Raw genomic sequence first — 15567 nt, 5'->3', positions numbered from 1 at the left:
TAAAAAAGGGAGGTAAAATCTAAAACTGCATTTCTGTAATATGTTTGTAAAAAATAAAAAATGATGCAAAATAATCAATAGATTCTTGATATATTTTGCATCATTTATGTTTATTATAAGTTTTAATACTGATTAAACTAATTCAAGCAGTACTTCCATTGCTGCATCGCCCTTACGCTGGCCAATCTTAACGATTCTTGTGTATCCGCCGTTGCGGCTTACGTATTTTGGAGCGATCTCATCAAATAATTTTGCAGGAAGATCAACCTTCTTTGTGTTTTTCTTTCTGCCGGCAGCTGCTGCAGGCACTTCTGTTACATCATAAAGAACCTTTAACATCTGTCTTCTTGCGTGAAGTCTGGATGGCTTATCCTTCTTGATTTCCTTCTCTACTTCATCATATACAGTAACTTTCTTACCGTCTTTTACTTCTTTCACTCTCTTGCCGTCAGCATCCTTGCGGGCTACTTTTGCAGTAACCTTAACAGTTTCAAAGTTATCTTTTTCTTTTACTGCCAGAGCGATCAGACCTTCTGCAACTTTGCGGATCTCCTTAGCTCTTGCTTCTGTAGTAACAATTTTTCCGTTGTGTAATAAAGCTGTTACCTGGCTTCTGATTAAAGCTTTTCTCTGACTGGAAGTTCTTCCCAGTTTTCTATATCCTGCCATGATTTTTCCTCCATTTGTGGAACAGGTGGCCGCGCTTCTTCGGTCTTACCGGCCAGCTGCTTAGCATCCATAAATTAGTTTCTTTTGGAGATTACTGCTCCTCGCTTGGATTTAACTGTAATCCCAATTCTTTTAACTTAGCCAGCACTTCCTCTAAGGATTTGCGTCCTAAGTTACGCACCTTCATCATGTCCTCTGGAGTTCTGTTGCACAGCTCTTCCACAGTGTTGATTCCGGCCCGTTTGAGACAGTTATAAGAACGAACGGATAACTCCAGCTCGTCAATATTCATCTCTAATACTTTTTCCTTTTCATTGTCCTCTTTCTCTACCATAACTTCTGCAGTCTTGGCGTTTTCAGAAAGGTCAATGAACAGGTTCAGATGTTCGCTCAGCACCTTTGCCGCAAGGCTTACCGCCTCATCAGGATCTAAGGTTCCGTTTGTATAAACATCCAGTGTCAGTTTATCAAAGTCAGTGATCTGACCAACACGGGTATTTTCCACAGCCAGATTTACACGCTCTACTGGAGTGTAAATAGAATCCACTGCAATCACTCCGATTGGAAGATCATCGTTTTTATTCTTCTCTGCGCTTACATATCCGCGGCCTTTTGTGATAGTCAGTTCCATATAGAACTTGCTGTCATTGCCTCCGCTTAAAGTAGCGATCACCTGATCAGGGTTCAGAACCTCTATATCTGCATCTGCCTGGATATCAGCACCAGTGATTACGCCTTCGCCTTCAAACTCAATATAAGCAATTTTCGGTTCGTTGCTTTCACTGTTATTCTTAATTGCTAAGTTTTTGATGTTCATAACAATTTCAGTTACATCTTCCTTTACCCCAGGAATTGAACTGAACTCATGCAAAACGCCATCGATTTTCACTTGGCTGACTGCAGCACCAGGCAAAGAAGAAAGCATGATCCTTCTCAGGGAATTACCCAGTGTAGTACCATAGCCTCTTTCCAGCGGCTCTACTACAAACCTGCCATATCTCTTGTCTTCTGAGATTTCCGCAATCTCAATGTTTGGTTTTTCAAAATCGAACACTAATAAGCCCCTCCTTCTGGGTATTATATCGAGGGTTTTTTTGCATTCCAGTTTGAAGCCAGCAACTGCCCGGCCTTACAGCCGGACAATTACATCAGCCTATTATTTAGAATACAACTCGACGATAAGCACTTCGTTTACAGGAACATCAATTTCGTCTCTAGTTGGCAACTCTTTTACAGTGCCGCGAAGATTTTCCTGGTCAACATCTAACCAAGCTGGGATCAGTCTTCCGCCTGTTACTTCCAGAACGTCTTTGTATCTCTGGGAAGATTTGTACTTCTCTTTGATCTCAATAACGTCGCCGGCTTTTACCAGGTAAGAAGGCACGTTAACGCACTTGCCGTTTACTAAAACGTGCTTGTGGTCAACAATCTGTCTTGTTTCTTTTCTTGTACGTCCGAAGCCCATACGGAACAGTACATTGTCAAGTCTTCTTTCCAGAAGGATCATCAGGTTAGTACCAACCATACCGTCCATTCTGGAAGCCTTTGCATAATAGTTACGGAAAGGTTTCTCTAATACGCCGTAAATAAATTTTGCTTTCTGTTTCTCTCTTAACTGGAGACCGTACTCACTTACTTTTCTGTTAGCTCTTTTTAATTCTCTGTTTGATTTTTTGTCAATTCCTAAATAGATCGGATCAAGACCAAGGGATCTGCATCTTTTAAGAACAGGAACTCTATCAACTGCCATTTTATTTCCTCCTAATTAGACTCTTCTACGTTTTGGTGGACGGCAACCATTGTGTGGAACTGGTGTCACGTCTCTGATACTTGTTACCTCTAAGCCACATGCCTGAAGAGCACGGATTGCTGCCTCACGGCCTGAGCCTGGGCCCTTTACCATAACGTCAACGGATTTCAAACCATGTACAAGAGCTGCCTTAGTAGCAGTTTCTGCCGCCATCTGAGCTGCATATGGAGTAGATTTCCTTGAACCTCTAAATCCCAGACCGCCTGCACTTGCCCATGATAAAGCATTACCCTGTGCATCTGTCAATGTTACAATAGTATTATTGAAAGATGACTGAATGTGCGCTTGTCCGCGTTCAACGTTTTTCTTTACACGCTTTTTTGTCACTTTTTTTCCAGTGGACACTTTTTTAGCCATTTTAAACTAACCTACTTTCTCTTCATTACTGAATCCTGTCTCCTGTTTTTAAAACATGCAACGTGATTCGTTTTTAGTTACTTATTTTTTCTTGTTTGCTACAGTCTTTCTTGGACCTTTACGAGTTCTTGCATTGGTCTTTGTCTTCTGACCACGAACAGGCAGGCTTCTTCTATGACGAATTCCACGGTAGCAGCCGATTTCCTGAAGTCTCTTGATGTTCATAGCGATTTCTCTTCTAAGATCACCTTCAACAACCTGAGTATCAGCGATTACAGCTGAAATTTTCTTTACTTCGTCATCTGTTAAATCTCTGACGCGAGTGTCAGGATTTACACCAGCTTCTGCAAGAATACGGTTTGAACTTGCTCTACCGATTCCGTAGATGTAAGTTAAGCCGATCTCAACACGTTTTTCTCTTGGTAAATCAACACCTGAAATACGAGCCATTTGTGTAGTACACCTCCATTAATTAATAGTAGTAATTAACCTTGTCTTTGTTTGTGCTTAGGGTTTTCACAGATTACTCTGATACTGCCTTTACGCTTAATGATTTTGCATTTTTCGCAAATCGGTTTTACTGATGATCTAACCTTCACAGCAATTCTCCTTTCCTTGACTATATCCAGCGCTTCATACTTGAACTTGAAACGCACCCGTGAGTGTCATGGGAGCTCTTTCTGCCTCACCAGATATATCGGTACAACTGGACTTACTTTTGGGCAAAGTTCACCCAGCATCTCAACAAAGTCGCTTGAGCATTATAACATCTTTTTCCTTATAATGCAAGCGTTTTTTCTTCTCTATTTTACTTATCTCTCCAGATAATTCTTCCCTTGGACAGATCATAAGGGGACAGTTCTATGGTCACCTTGTCGCCTGGCAGAATACGGATGTAATTCATACGCAGCTTTCCGCTGATATGAGCCAGCACCTGATGGCCGTTTTCCAGTTCAACCTGGAACATAGCATTAGGCAGTTTTTCTACAACAGTTCCCTCAATCTCAATAACGTCAGCCTTTGACATGCATTTTCCTCCTATAAACCCATTTCTCTTCTTTTGCAGCGCCTGATAAACAATTTAATTTCCTGATCTGTCACAGGCAGTCCCTGAGACAGCTGGCTGTGCAGGGTTTCATCTATTTCATGGATCATCTGTATGTGCTTTTTTTTCTTCTTTTTTGGTCTGTGTGCAGTGCGCGTAATTCCATCTGCTATAAAAAGGTATTCCCCCTGCTCCTTTAATATGATAAAAAGATTATCTTTATCGTGTCCGGCCAGACTTTTTACCAGGCCGCCAGGTTTATAATCCATAATCATTCACCTCATTTAAGCAGAGTGAGTATCTCCGGTTCCCCGTCTGTAATCAGAACCGTATTCTCATAGTGAGCTGACAAAGAACCGTCCTCTGTAATAACAGTCCAATCGTCATCCAACCAGGCCACATCATATCTTCCTGCGTTAATCATAGGTTCAATAGCCAGGGTCATGCCGGGCTGAAGGCGGATTCCCTTTCTTCTCTGGGAGAAGTTAGGCACCTCCGGGTCCTCGTGAAGATTTGTTCCGATTCCGTGGCCTACCAGATCTCTTACTACGCCGTAGCCGAATTTCTCTGCATACGCCTGGATTGCAGCTGATATATCATTTAAATGATTTCCAGCTTTTGCAAATTTAATCCCCTCAAAGAAACTTTGTCTTGTTACTTCAATCAGCTGTTTTGCTTCCTGGCTGATCTGCCCCACCCCATGAGTTCTGGCAGCGTCAGAATGATAGCCTTTATAAATAACTCCTGCATCTAAGCTGACAATGTCGCCTTCTTTGATAATGTGATTTTTGCTGGGAATACCGTGGACTACCTGGTCGTTTACAGATACGCAGATAGACGCAGGATATCCGTTATAATTTTTAAAAGACGGAATACAGCCGTAGCCTCTGATAATTCTCTCTCCCAGCCTGTCGATTTCCCAGGTGGACATTCCAGGCTTAATAGCCTTTTCCAGCTCCTCGTGAGTGGCGGCGAGGATTCTCCCCGCCTCCCTCATCAGTTCAATTTCTCTTTCCGATTTAATTGATACTGCCATTGATTTTATTCTCCTAAAATAGACACAATATCCTGGAATACTTTATCCAGATTCTGAGTTCCATCTACCTCGGCCAGCACTCCGGCTTTTTTGTAGTAGTCAATCAGAGGCTGTGTCTGATCGTGATATACAGTCAGGCGGTTTAGCACTGTTTCCGGCTTATCGTCATCTCTCAGCACCAGCTGACTGCCGCAGGTATCGCACACGCTCTCCTGCTTTGTCGGGTTATATACTATATGATATGTGGCTCCGCAGGAAAGACATGCCCTTCTGCCTGACATTCTGGTAACAATCACCTGATCCGGCACGTCTACATTAACTGCATAATCAATCTTATCCCCCATATCTGCCAAAGCCTTTGTAAGACTTTCAGCCTGAGGAATCGTTCTTGGGAAACCGTCTAAAACATAGCCCTTCTGGCAGTCGTTCTCTTTGATTCTGTCCATCAACATTCCGATTGTAATTTCATCCGGAACCAGCTGTCCCTGATCCATGTAAGACTTTGCCTTCATGCCCAGCTCAGTTCCCCCTTTAATGTTGGCTCTGAAAATATCTCCTGTGGAAATGTGTGGAATTCCGTACTTCTCTGCAATTTTCTTTGCCTGGGTGCCTTTTCCTGCACCAGGAGCTCCTAACATAATAATTTTCATAACGTAAAAACCCCCTTTATTTTTCATTTCACTTGTTCCCCGTGCCATAAAAACGGACGGGCTCCCAAACTTCGCTGACGCAAACTTTAGGCAGCAAATAGTTTGGCGCTTTGCGCTCAACTATTTTTTATCATAAAATACCAGAAAGAAACACGCCGGGCGTGTTTCTTCCATTAATTAATCATTTAAAAAGCCTTTATAATTGCGCACTACCATCTGTGACTCAATCGCCTTTAAGGTCTCCAGAATAACAGATACAATAATAATCAGAGAGGTGCCTCCAAAAGACAACTGTCCTACATTAAATACGCTGGATATAATCAGAGGGATGATACAAATAACAGTCAGCCCAACTGCTCCAATAAATACAATATAATTTAAAAGGTTATTTAAATAATCTGAGGTTGGCTTACCCGGACGGATGCCTGGGATAAAACCGCCCTGTTTCTTCATATTGTTTGCCACTTCCAGCGGATTAAATGTGATTGATGTGTAGAAATACGCAAAAATGATAATTAATGCCACATACAAAATCGCTCCGATGGAATATACCGGCGCTGCAGATTTAAACCAGGAAGAAGAGTTTAACATCATCAAAATTTTTCCGCCGATGGTGCTGTAATCAGGATTAAAAAACTGTGCGATTACAACAGGGAATGACATAATGGATGAAGCAAAGATGACCGGGATAACTCCGGCTGTATTTACCTTCAGCGGGATATGTGAAGACTGTCCGCCTACCATTTTTCTGCCCTGCATCTTCTTGGAATACTGTACAGGAATCCTTCTCTCTGCATCTTGAAGAAGAATTACAAATACAAAAACTGCAACTATTACTGCAATAATAATCAAAGCAGATACTGTTTTAATTGGAACTGTTTTTCCACTCATAAAACGGGTATACAGCATTCCTACATCTTCCGGAACGCTAGAGATAATATTAAACAACAGAACAATCGAAATGCCGTTTCCAATTCCGTTTTCTGTGATTCTCTCGCCGATCCACATAAGAAGCGCGCTGCCCGCTGTCATAGTTGCGATTGCAACAATAACCATTCCAGCTTTTCCCATTCCTGTCTGCTGGTTGAAGTTAATCAGCAGTCCCTGTCCCCCGAATCCAAGCGACATGGCTGTTGACTGAATCAATGCCAGAGCTACTGTCAGGTAACGTGTATACTCTTGGATCTTCTTTCGTCCGTCCTCGCCGTCTTTCTGCATCTCCTCTAATTTAGGAATTGCAATTGTAAGCAGCTGGATAATAATGGAAGATGTGATATACGGAGTTATACTTAATGCAAAAATAGACATGTTGGTAAAAGAACCGCCTGTCATTGCATTAAAGAAATTAAACGCATCGCCGCTTTGCTGTTCAAACCAGTCTCTGATAAAGGACGGGTCCACACCCGGTATTGGCAGCTGTGAGCCAAACCGGATGATAACCAGCATCACGAACATATACGCTAATTTTTTTCTGATATCCGGAATTTTAAAAGCATTCTGGATGGTTTTTAACATATTAGATCACCTCGCAGGTTCCGCCTAAAGCTTCAATCTTAGCTTTTGCGCCTTCACTGAAAGCGTCTACCTTTACGGTAAGCTTTTTGGTTAACTCGCCATTTCCAAGAATCTTAACGCCGTCGCGTGGATTCTTAACAATCCCAGCCTCGATTAAAGTTTCAACAGTAACTACTGCGTCATTGTCAAATCTTTCCAGAGCATTTACATTAATTCCAATAATAACTTTTGTATTTCTATTGGTAAATCCTCTCTTTGGAAGACGTCTGTATAAAGGCATCTGACCGCCTTCAAAGCCTGGTCTTGGAGCACCAGAACGAGCCTTCTGACCTTTGTGGCCCTTACCTGCAGTTTTGCCGTTGCCTGAACCGTGACCACGTCCTCTTCTGAAATTATCACTGTGTTTAGAACCTTCAGCAGGTCGTAAATTGGATAAATCCATGATTGCACCTCCTTACTAATCTATTTATGCTTCTTCTACTTTTACTAAGTGTCTTACACTCTGAATCATGCCTCTTACAGCACCGTTGTCTGGCATCTCAACTGTTTTATTAAGCTTTGTTAAGCCTAATGCTGCTACAGTTGCTTTCTGCTTTGGAACGGCCCCGATTGGAGATTTCACTAATGTGATTTTTAACTTCTCTGCCATTTTGTTCTCCTCCTTAGCCTACAATCTCTTCTACAGATTTGCCGCGAAGTCTTGCAACTTCCTCTGGAGTTTTCATCTGGCACAGTCCTTCCAGAGTTGCCAGAACTACGTTAGTTTTATTGTTGGAACCAAGAGATTTTGTACGGATGTTCTTAATACCTGCTAACTCCAGTACGTTACGTGCCGGACCGCCTGCGATGATACCAGTACCTTCTGGAGCCTTCTTCAGTAATACTGTAGCGCTTCCGAATTTACCGATAAAATCATGTGGTACGCTGTTGTTTTCATCCATTGGGATTTCTACCAGATTCTTAGTAGCAGCTTCTCTTCCCTTGCGGATTGCCTCCGGAACTTCTCCTGCCTTACCAAGACCTGCGCCTACATGTCCATTGCCATCGCCTACAACTACTAAAGCAGAGAATCTCATGGTACGTCCACCTTTAACAGTTTTAGATACGCGCTTGATAGCAACAACTCTGTCATTTAATTCTAACTGACTTGCATCAATGATTGTACGTTTCATGCTGTATTCTCCTCTCTACTAGAATTCCAGTCCAGCTTCTCTGGCAGCTTCTGCCAGCGCTTTAACTTTTCCGTGATATATGAATCCGCCTCTATCAAAGACAACCGTGTTAATACCTTTTTCTAATGCTCTCTTAGCAATTAAAGTACCTACATATGCAGCAGCCTCTACGTTGTTTGTATGTTCCAGCTCTGCCTTTACTGCCTTTTCTGCTGTTGAAGCAGCTGCTAAAGTATTACCAACTGAATCGTCAATAATTTGAGCATACATATGATTATTACTTCTGAACACAGCTAAACGTGGTCTTTCTGCAGTACCGGCAAAACGATTACGTAATCTAGCGTGCTTTTTAACGCGAACTTCGCTTCTTGATTGTTTACTAACCATTTTTACACTCTCCTTACTTATTTCTTACCAGTCTTACCAACTTTACGTCTGATAACTTCATCAGCATATTTAATACCTTTGCCCTTGTATGGCTCAGGTCTTCTCTTGTCTCTGATTTCAGCAGCGTATTGGCCAACTTTTTCTTTACTGATACCTTTTACTGTAATCTTGTTCTGTCCGTCAAGTACAGTCTCAATACCTTCTGGATCTTCCATCTCAACTGGATGAGAATATCCCAGGTGGAGTGTTAACTTCTTGCCCTGCTTCTGAGCTCTGTAACCAACACCGTTAACTTCCAGTACTTTCTCATACCCTTCTGTAACACCGTGAATCATGTTGTTGATCAGGGTTCTTGTAAGACCGTGTAAAGATTTCATTTTCTTTAAATCATTTGGTCTTGTAACCACGATATGACCATCTTCTTCTTTGATTGTCATTTCTGCAGGTAATACTCTTTCAAGTGTTCCCTTTGGACCTTTTACAGTCACTTTGTTGTCCTCTGCGATAGTAACAGTTACGCCTGCTGGGATCGCGATTGGCATTCTTCCTATACGTGACATGCCATTTACCTCCTACTTAGATTTTCGGAAAGGGCATCTGCGCCCTTTCTGTTTTCAGTTGTTATAATATATAAGAAGTTCGTTCAGCTAAACTTTACGAACGATCTTGCACTACCAAACAAATGCCAGAACTTCTCCGCCTACGCCAAGTTTTCTTGCTTCTTTGTCTGTAACAACGCCCTGGTTTGTAGATACGATTGCAATTCCTAAACCGCCAAGTACTTTTGGCATCTCCTCAGTGTTTGCGTATACACGTAAACCTGGCTTGGAAATTCTTTTGATTCCTGTAATGATTTTTTCGTTTTTGTCTTTGCCATATTTTAAAGCAATACGAATTGTCTGGAATCCGCCATCTTCTACAATGTCATATTTCTTAATATATCCTTCTTTTACCAGAATATCAGCGATTGCTAATTTCATTTTAGAAGAAGGTACATCTACTGTATCGTGTTTTGCAGTGTTGGCATTACGAATTCTTGTAAGCATATCTGCAATTGGATCGCTCATTGTCATTTTGAGATTGCCTCCTTTTCTTAATCCTGTTTATCTTGATTCTCCCCCACAGCTAAATGGGGATGTTCACACTTCGCCTTACGGCCGGCGCTCGCCAAGCTGATTTTTGATTACCAGCTTGCTTTCTTTACACCTGGAATCTGGCCTTTGTATGCCAGTTCACGGAAGCAGATACGGCAGATACCGTATTTTCTCAAATACGCATGTGGACGGCCACAAATTCTGCAACGGTTATATTCTCTGGTGGAGAATTTTGGATTGCGCTGCTGCTTTACTTTCATTGAAGTCTTAGCCATGGATAAATCCTCCTAATTATTTTGAAAATGGCATATTGAATAATGTCAAAAGTTCACGGGCTTCCTCATCTGTCTTTGCTGTTGTAACAAAGATGATGTCCATACCTCTAACCTTGTCAATCTTATCATATTCGATTTCAGGGAAAATAAGCTGCTCTTTAATACCAAGGGCATAGTTTCCTCTTCCGTCAAATGCGTTAGGATTAACGCCTCTGAAGTCACGTACACGTGGCAGAGCCAGATTGATTAAACGGTCAGCAAATTCGTACATTTTCTCGCCGCGGAGAGTAACTTTACATCCAATAGCCATGCCTTCTCTGATTTTGAAGTTAGCAACAGACTTTTTAGCCTTGGTTGTTACTGCGTGCTGCCCGGAGATGATCTCTAAATCTCTTACAGCTGCATCCAGAACCTTAGCATTGTCTTTTGCTTCACCAACGCCCATGTTGATAACAATTTTATCTAACTTAGGCACTTCCATGATATTTTTATATCCGAACTTTTTGATCATAGCGTCTACGATCTCATTCTGGTAAATTTCTTTTAATCTAGCCAATTTTCTGTTCCTCCTCTCTTCCCTTAGTCGATTACTTTACCTGTTGCTTTTGCAACACGTACTTTTTTGCCGTCTTTTACTTCAAAGCCAACTCTTGTTGCTTTTCCGTCAACTACCAGCATTACGTTGGAAATATGGATTGGAGATTCTTTATGAATGATACCGCCCTGTGGGTTGCCAGGAGCTGGTTTAGAATGCTTTGTAACCATGTTGCAGCCTTCCACAAGCACAGTGCTATTCTTTGTATCAACGGTAAGAACCTTACCCTGTTTGTCTTTATCTTTACCTGCGATAATTTTCACCAGGTCATCTTTTTTGATCTTATGCACAGTGGACACCTCCTTATAATACTTCTGGAGCCAGAGAAACGATCTTCATAAACTGTTTCTCTCTCAATTCTCTTGCAACTGGTCCAAAGATACGAGTTCCTCTTGGAGTCTTGTCATCTTTGATAATAACTGCAGCGTTCTCATCGAACTTGATATAAGAACCGTCTTTGCGGCGTGCGCCTTTAACAGTACGTACCACAACGGCCTTTACAACATCGCCCTTCTTTACAACACCGCCTGGTGTTGCATCTTTAACGGAAGCAACGATAATATCACCAATATTAGCATATCTTCTGGTAGAACCGCCCATTACACGGATACAAAGAAGTTCTTTTGCACCAGTATTGTCGGCAACCTTTAGTCTGGTTTCCTGCTGAATCATGCCTAATACTCCTTCCTAGAATATATTATTTAGCCTTCTCGATAATCTCAACAAGTCTCCATCTCTTATCTTTGGATAAAGGTCTTGTTTCCATTACTTTAACAATATCGCCCTTAGAGCACTCATTGTTTTCGTCATGTGCTTTTAATTTATAAGTCTTTTTTACAATCTTACCGATTACAGGATGTTTTACATGGTTTTCGATAGCAACTACGATTGTCTTATCCATCTTATTGCTTACTACTTTACCTGTACGTGTTTTTCTAAGGTTTCTTTCCACGGTAGATGTTCTCCTTTCATTTAATGGAAGTTCTTTTCCCTGAACCCCGATGATTCCTAAAAAGAACCGATTGCACCAGGCTGGAATTTCCAGCTCCTGCTATATGAATTAAGCTAATTTTGCCTTTTCTGCAATAACAGTCTGAATCCTTGCGATGTTCCTGCGAACTTCTTTAATTCTGCTGGTATTATCTAATTGGTTAGTTGCATTCTGGAATCTTAAATTGAAAAGTTCTTTCTTAGCAGCTACTAATTCTTCATTTAACTCTGCAGCTGATTTCGCCTTTAATCCTTCTACATATTTATTAGTTTTCACTGTTATCACCGCCTTCTAAATCTGCTTTAGAAGCAATTTTGCACTTGCATGGCAGTTTATGCATAGCAAGACGTAATGCTTCACGAGCTGTTTCCTCTGGTACACCAGCGATTTCGAACATTACACGACCTGGTTTAACAACTGCTACCCAATATTCTAAAGCACCTTTACCGGAACCCATACGAGTCTCAGCTGGCTTTGCTGTAACTGGCTTATCTGGGAAAATTTTAATCCAAACTTTACCGCCACGCTTAATGTAACGTGTCATAGCGATACGGGCTGCTTCAATCTGGTTGGATTTGATCCAACATGGTTCTGTAGCGACTAAACCGAATTCACCGTTGGAGATCTTGTTGCCTCTCAGGGCTTTTCCTGTCATAGATCCACGGAACTGTTTACGACGCTTTACTCTCTTAGGCATTAACATTATTTATCGCTCCCTTCCTTGTTTCCTTTAGTAGGAAGTACTTCGCCTTTATAAATCCAAACCTTAACGCCTAATTTGCCGTAGGTTGTATCTGCTTCGGCGAAACCATAGTCAATATCTGCTCTTAATGTCTGTAACGGAATAGTTCCCTCGCTGTAGAACTCTGTACGAGCCATATCAGCGCCGCCAAGACGACCAGCAACCGCTGTCTTAATACCCTTAACGCCAGCTTTCATGGATCTGGACATAGTAGACTTCATTGCACGTCTGAAAGAAGCACGGTTCTCCAGCTGCTGTGCAATAGACTCTGCAACTAACTGGGCATCTCTGTCTGGTCTCTTCACTTCTTTAATGTCGATGAAGATCTTTTTATTTGTCATCTTCTGAACTTCGCCTTTTAATTTCTCAATCTCAGCTCCGCCCTTACCGATAACAACGCCTGGCTTAGCAGTGTAGATGATGATTTTCACTCTGTCGGAAGCACGCTCGATTTCGATTTTAGCGATTCCGGCACTGTATAATTTTTTCTTCAGGTATGTTCTGATGTTGTAGTCTTCAACTAAACAGTCAGCAAAATCAGCTTCAGCATACCATTTTGAGTCCCAGTCTTTAATAACACCGACTCTCAAGCCGTGTGGATTAACTTTCTGTCCCATATTTGCCTCCTATCTTTCATTCAGCACGATTGTGATGTGGCTCATTCTCTTCTCGATTCTGTAAGCCCTTCCCTGTGCTCTTGGGTGAATCCTCTTCATCGTCGGACCCTTGTTTGCGTAGCATTCCTCTACGTACAGGTTCTCAACATTCATGTTGTTGTTGTTTTCAGCGTTAGCGATTGCTGATTTTAATAACTTTTCTATTAAACTAGAAGCATATCTGGGATTGTAAGTTACAATACCAAGTGCAGTCTGCACATCTTTGCCTCTGATGGCATCTAATACGAAACATGCTTTCTGAACAGATACTCTGGCGTAAGATAATTTAGCGCTTGGTCTTGTATCTTTCTTCGCATTTCTTTCTCTTTTAATCTGACTTCTATGTCCCTTAGCCATTGCTAAAACCTCCTTTCAAAGTGTAAATTACTTACGTCCGGACTTCTTCTCGTCTTTTCCGTGTCCTCTGTAAGTTCTGGTAGCTACGAACTCTCCCAGTTTGTGACCAACCATATCTTCGGTGATATATACCGGAACATGTTTTCTACCATCGTGTAATGCTATTGTATGACCAACCATCTGCGGGAAGATTGTAGAACGGCGGGACCAGGATTTGATTACCTGTTTCTGTCCTGCTTCGTTCATTGCATCTACTTTCTTTAATAAATGAGCATCTGCAAATGGTCCTTTTTTCAGTGAACGTGCCATAGGTTTGCCTCCTTCAATTATTTAATGGCTTTGCCATCGCGTCTTCTTACGATTAACTTGTTAGACTGTTTGTTTTTCTTTCTTGTCTTCAAGCCCAGAGCAGGTTTGCCCCATGGTGTACATGGACCTGGACGGCCGATACCAGTCTTGCCTTCACCACCGCCGTGTGGATGGTCGTTAGGGTTCATTACAGAACCACGTACTGTAGGTCTGATGCCCATATGACGTTTTCTTCCGGCTTTACCAATGTTAATCAGGTTGTGCTCTCCGTTTCCAACAACTCCGATAGTTGCGCGGCAAACGATAGGAACCATTCTCATTTCACCTGAAGGAAGTCTTAATGTTGCGTATTTGCCTTCTTTAGCCATTAACTGCGCTGCGTTTCCGGCGGAACGTACCAGCTGGCCGCCTTTGCCTCTGTACAGCTCGATATTGTGAATCTGTGTACCGATCGGGATAGCGCTTAATGGTAAGCAGTTTCCAACTTTTGCTTCTGCAGCTTCACCGCTCATAACTTTCATTCCAACGGTAAGTCCTGCCGGAGCAAGGATATATGCCTTCTCGCCGTCTGCGTAGCAGATTAATGCGATGTTAGCTGTTCTGTTTGGATCGTACTCGATTGCAACTACTGTTGCCGGAATTCCATCTTTGGAATTTCTCTTAAAGTCGATCATTCTGTATTTTCTTCTGGAACCGCCGCCGCGGTGTCTTACTGTAATTTTACCCTGGCTGTTACGACCTGCATTTTTCTTTAAGGAAGTAACTAAAGACTTTTCTGGTGTGGATTTAGTAATCTCATTGAAATCAGAACCAGTCATATGTCTTCTGGAAGGTGTATATGGGGTATATGTCTTAATTCCCATGACTAAACTCCTTTCACGACTGTCAGAGGCGTTCAACGGCCCCTGGCGTCTCTCAATTAATTTATCACGATATAATGTTCATCGTATAGGTTTCAATACTTTTTTCAGCGATTACAGACCCTGGAAGATCTCGATCTCCTTGCTCTCTTCTGTCAGCTGAACGATTGCTTTTTTAGTTTTAGCTGTTTTTCCGAAGGTCATGCCTCTTCTTTTTGTCTTGCCGTCCAGGTTCATAGTGTTTACACTTGCAACCTTTGTGCCTGGGAACATTTTCTCCACAGCTTCTTTAATCATAGTTTTATTTGCTTCTGGGTGAACCAGGAATGTATACTTCTTGGTTGCCATAGCGTTCATGCTCTTTTCAGTAACAACTGGTTTGAGGATTACATCATAGTATTTAATAGCAGCCATTATGCGTACACCTCCTCGATTGCGGCAACAACAGCCTTGTCAGCAACAACTGTGTTGTATTTTAAGATATCATATACATTGATTGTATTTACAAATGCAGTTTTAATACCAGCAATATTTCTTGCAGATTTTACTGCATTGTCGTTGTCAGCGCCAACAACTACCAGAGCCTTCTGAACCTTTAAGTTGTTCATAACATTCTGGAAGTTCTTTGTCTTAATAGCGTCAAACTTCATTTCGTCAACAACAATAAATTTGTTGTCGTTTACTCTGCTTGTAAGAGCGGATTTGAGAGCCAGTCTCTTCTCCTTCTTGTTTAATGTGATTGTGTAATCTCTTGGTGTTGGTGCAAATACTACACCGCCGCCTGTCCACTGTGGAGATCTTGTTGAACCCTGTCTTGCATGACCAGTTCCTTTCTGTCTCCATGGTTTTCTACCGCCGCCGGAAACTTCAGAACGTGTTTTTGCTTTCTGTGTTCCCTGACGTTTATTTGCCAGCTGGGCAACTACTGCTAAATGCATCAAATGTTCGTTTACTTCAACACCGAACACAGCGTCATTCAGCTCCAGTGTGCCAACTTCATTGCCTTCCATATTGTAAACAGATACGTTTGCCATCTGTGTGTTCCTC

The 15567-nt window shown here is 41.9% G+C and carries 30 protein-coding genes; all 30 read right to left on the bottom strand.

Annotated elements, in window-relative coordinates:
- Positions 1-132 precede the first annotated feature (132 nt).
- Positions 133-669 carry a bL17 family ribosomal protein gene (locus C1A07_RS10690; protein ID WP_101877098.1) on the bottom strand — a complete coding sequence of 179 codons (537 nt, stop codon included), beginning with the start codon at positions 667-669 and terminating at the stop codon, positions 133-135.
- Positions 670-760: 91 nt separating this feature from the next.
- Positions 761-1723 carry a DNA-directed RNA polymerase subunit alpha gene (locus tag C1A07_RS10685; RefSeq protein ID WP_101877097.1) on the bottom strand — a complete coding sequence of 321 codons (963 nt, stop codon included), beginning with the start codon at positions 1721-1723 and terminating at the stop codon, positions 761-763.
- A gap of 102 nt (positions 1724-1825) precedes the next feature.
- Positions 1826-2419, bottom strand: coding sequence for a 30S ribosomal protein S4 (gene rpsD / locus C1A07_RS10680; RefSeq protein ID WP_101877096.1), 594 nt, complete (start codon positions 2417-2419; stop codon positions 1826-1828).
- A 15-nt stretch (positions 2420-2434) separates the two neighbouring features.
- Positions 2435-2836 carry a 30S ribosomal protein S11 gene (gene rpsK, locus C1A07_RS10675; RefSeq protein ID WP_101877095.1) on the bottom strand — a complete coding sequence of 134 codons (402 nt, stop codon included), beginning with the start codon at positions 2834-2836 and terminating at the stop codon, positions 2435-2437.
- Positions 2837-2917: 81 nt separating this feature from the next.
- Positions 2918-3286, bottom strand: a complete 369-nt coding sequence (rpsM, locus tag C1A07_RS10670; protein WP_101877094.1) for a 30S ribosomal protein S13 — start codon at positions 3284-3286, stop codon at positions 2918-2920.
- A 35-nt stretch (positions 3287-3321) separates the two neighbouring features.
- Complete coding sequence (gene rpmJ / locus C1A07_RS10665) at positions 3322-3435, bottom strand: 50S ribosomal protein L36 (RefSeq protein ID WP_003497809.1); 114 nt, start codon at positions 3433-3435, stop codon at positions 3322-3324.
- Positions 3436-3644: 209 nt separating this feature from the next.
- A complete protein-coding gene (gene infA, locus C1A07_RS10660; RefSeq protein ID WP_002604680.1) occupies positions 3645-3863 on the bottom strand; it encodes a translation initiation factor IF-1 in 219 nt (72 codons plus the stop codon).
- An 11-nt stretch (positions 3864-3874) separates the two neighbouring features.
- Positions 3875-4150 carry a KOW domain-containing RNA-binding protein gene (locus C1A07_RS10655; protein ID WP_242972296.1) on the bottom strand — a complete coding sequence of 92 codons (276 nt, stop codon included), beginning with the start codon at positions 4148-4150 and terminating at the stop codon, positions 3875-3877.
- A gap of 11 nt (positions 4151-4161) precedes the next feature.
- Positions 4162-4917 carry a type I methionyl aminopeptidase gene (map, locus tag C1A07_RS10650; protein ID WP_101877093.1) on the bottom strand — a complete coding sequence of 252 codons (756 nt, stop codon included), beginning with the start codon at positions 4915-4917 and terminating at the stop codon, positions 4162-4164.
- Positions 4918-4922: 5 nt separating this feature from the next.
- Positions 4923-5567, bottom strand: a complete 645-nt coding sequence (locus tag C1A07_RS10645) for an adenylate kinase (RefSeq protein WP_101877092.1) — start codon at positions 5565-5567, stop codon at positions 4923-4925.
- A 177-nt stretch (positions 5568-5744) separates the two neighbouring features.
- On the bottom strand, positions 5745-7082 hold the full coding sequence (gene secY / locus C1A07_RS10640) for a preprotein translocase subunit SecY (RefSeq protein WP_101877091.1): 1338 nt from the start codon (positions 7080-7082) through the stop codon (positions 5745-5747).
- A 1-nt stretch (position 7083) separates the two neighbouring features.
- Complete coding sequence (rplO, locus tag C1A07_RS10635) at positions 7084-7524, bottom strand: 50S ribosomal protein L15 (protein WP_101877090.1); 441 nt, start codon at positions 7522-7524, stop codon at positions 7084-7086.
- A 24-nt stretch (positions 7525-7548) separates the two neighbouring features.
- The gene (gene rpmD / locus C1A07_RS10630) at positions 7549-7731 is read right to left on the bottom strand and encodes a 50S ribosomal protein L30 (protein WP_101877089.1); all 183 of its coding nucleotides are present in this window, start codon (positions 7729-7731) and stop codon (positions 7549-7551) included.
- Positions 7732-7744: 13 nt separating this feature from the next.
- A complete protein-coding gene (gene rpsE, locus C1A07_RS10625) occupies positions 7745-8254 on the bottom strand; it encodes a 30S ribosomal protein S5 (RefSeq protein ID WP_101877088.1) in 510 nt (169 codons plus the stop codon).
- Positions 8255-8272: 18 nt separating this feature from the next.
- Entirely contained in the window at positions 8273-8641 is a 369-nt protein-coding gene (gene rplR, locus C1A07_RS10620; RefSeq protein ID WP_101877087.1) for a 50S ribosomal protein L18, read from the bottom strand.
- Between the two features lie 17 nt (positions 8642-8658).
- Positions 8659-9201 (bottom strand): 50S ribosomal protein L6, encoded by a 543-nt coding sequence (rplF, locus tag C1A07_RS10615; RefSeq protein WP_101877086.1) that lies wholly within the window; start codon positions 9199-9201, stop codon positions 8659-8661.
- A gap of 111 nt (positions 9202-9312) precedes the next feature.
- Positions 9313-9714 carry a 30S ribosomal protein S8 gene (rpsH, locus tag C1A07_RS10610; protein ID WP_101877085.1) on the bottom strand — a complete coding sequence of 134 codons (402 nt, stop codon included), beginning with the start codon at positions 9712-9714 and terminating at the stop codon, positions 9313-9315.
- A 110-nt stretch (positions 9715-9824) separates the two neighbouring features.
- Positions 9825-10010: a type Z 30S ribosomal protein S14 gene (locus C1A07_RS10605; RefSeq protein WP_101877084.1), complete on the bottom strand. Its 186-nt coding sequence runs from the start codon at positions 10008-10010 to the stop codon at positions 9825-9827.
- Positions 10011-10026: 16 nt separating this feature from the next.
- On the bottom strand, positions 10027-10566 hold the full coding sequence (gene rplE / locus C1A07_RS10600) for a 50S ribosomal protein L5 (RefSeq protein ID WP_101877083.1): 540 nt from the start codon (positions 10564-10566) through the stop codon (positions 10027-10029).
- 23 nt (positions 10567-10589) lie between these two features.
- On the bottom strand, positions 10590-10895 hold the full coding sequence (gene rplX / locus C1A07_RS10595; protein WP_101877082.1) for a 50S ribosomal protein L24: 306 nt from the start codon (positions 10893-10895) through the stop codon (positions 10590-10592).
- 13 nt (positions 10896-10908) lie between these two features.
- Positions 10909-11277: a 50S ribosomal protein L14 gene (gene rplN / locus C1A07_RS10590; RefSeq protein WP_087221116.1), complete on the bottom strand. Its 369-nt coding sequence runs from the start codon at positions 11275-11277 to the stop codon at positions 10909-10911.
- A gap of 25 nt (positions 11278-11302) precedes the next feature.
- A complete protein-coding gene (gene rpsQ, locus C1A07_RS10585; protein ID WP_101877081.1) occupies positions 11303-11557 on the bottom strand; it encodes a 30S ribosomal protein S17 in 255 nt (84 codons plus the stop codon).
- Positions 11558-11665: 108 nt separating this feature from the next.
- Positions 11666-11872 (bottom strand): 50S ribosomal protein L29, encoded by a 207-nt coding sequence (rpmC, locus tag C1A07_RS10580; RefSeq protein ID WP_101877080.1) that lies wholly within the window; start codon positions 11870-11872, stop codon positions 11666-11668.
- Positions 11862-12299: a 50S ribosomal protein L16 gene (rplP, locus tag C1A07_RS10575; protein WP_101877079.1), complete on the bottom strand. Its 438-nt coding sequence runs from the start codon at positions 12297-12299 to the stop codon at positions 11862-11864. The genes rpmC and rplP overlap by 11 nt, the downstream gene beginning before the upstream one ends.
- Positions 12299-12955 carry a 30S ribosomal protein S3 gene (rpsC, locus tag C1A07_RS10570; RefSeq protein ID WP_101877078.1) on the bottom strand — a complete coding sequence of 219 codons (657 nt, stop codon included), beginning with the start codon at positions 12953-12955 and terminating at the stop codon, positions 12299-12301. Before rpsC ends, rplP begins: the two co-directional genes overlap by 1 nt.
- A gap of 9 nt (positions 12956-12964) precedes the next feature.
- Positions 12965-13351 (bottom strand): 50S ribosomal protein L22, encoded by a 387-nt coding sequence (rplV, locus tag C1A07_RS10565; protein WP_101877077.1) that lies wholly within the window; start codon positions 13349-13351, stop codon positions 12965-12967.
- A 27-nt stretch (positions 13352-13378) separates the two neighbouring features.
- Entirely contained in the window at positions 13379-13660 is a 282-nt protein-coding gene (gene rpsS / locus C1A07_RS10560; protein WP_101877076.1) for a 30S ribosomal protein S19, read from the bottom strand.
- Between the two features lie 17 nt (positions 13661-13677).
- A complete protein-coding gene (rplB, locus tag C1A07_RS10555) occupies positions 13678-14523 on the bottom strand; it encodes a 50S ribosomal protein L2 (RefSeq protein WP_101877075.1) in 846 nt (281 codons plus the stop codon).
- 111 nt (positions 14524-14634) lie between these two features.
- The gene (rplW, locus tag C1A07_RS10550) at positions 14635-14934 is read right to left on the bottom strand and encodes a 50S ribosomal protein L23 (RefSeq protein WP_101877074.1); all 300 of its coding nucleotides are present in this window, start codon (positions 14932-14934) and stop codon (positions 14635-14637) included.
- Positions 14934-15554 carry a 50S ribosomal protein L4 gene (gene rplD / locus C1A07_RS10545; RefSeq protein ID WP_101877073.1) on the bottom strand — a complete coding sequence of 207 codons (621 nt, stop codon included), beginning with the start codon at positions 15552-15554 and terminating at the stop codon, positions 14934-14936. The genes rplW and rplD overlap by 1 nt, the downstream gene beginning before the upstream one ends.
- Between the last annotated feature and the right edge of the window lie 13 nt (positions 15555-15567).

Origin of the sequence: Lachnoclostridium edouardi, assembly GCF_900240245.1 — a bacterium.
Classification (GTDB): domain Bacteria; phylum Bacillota; class Clostridia; order Lachnospirales; family Lachnospiraceae; genus Lachnoclostridium_A; species Lachnoclostridium_A edouardi.
This window is presented reverse-complemented; position numbering and strand designations above follow the sequence as displayed.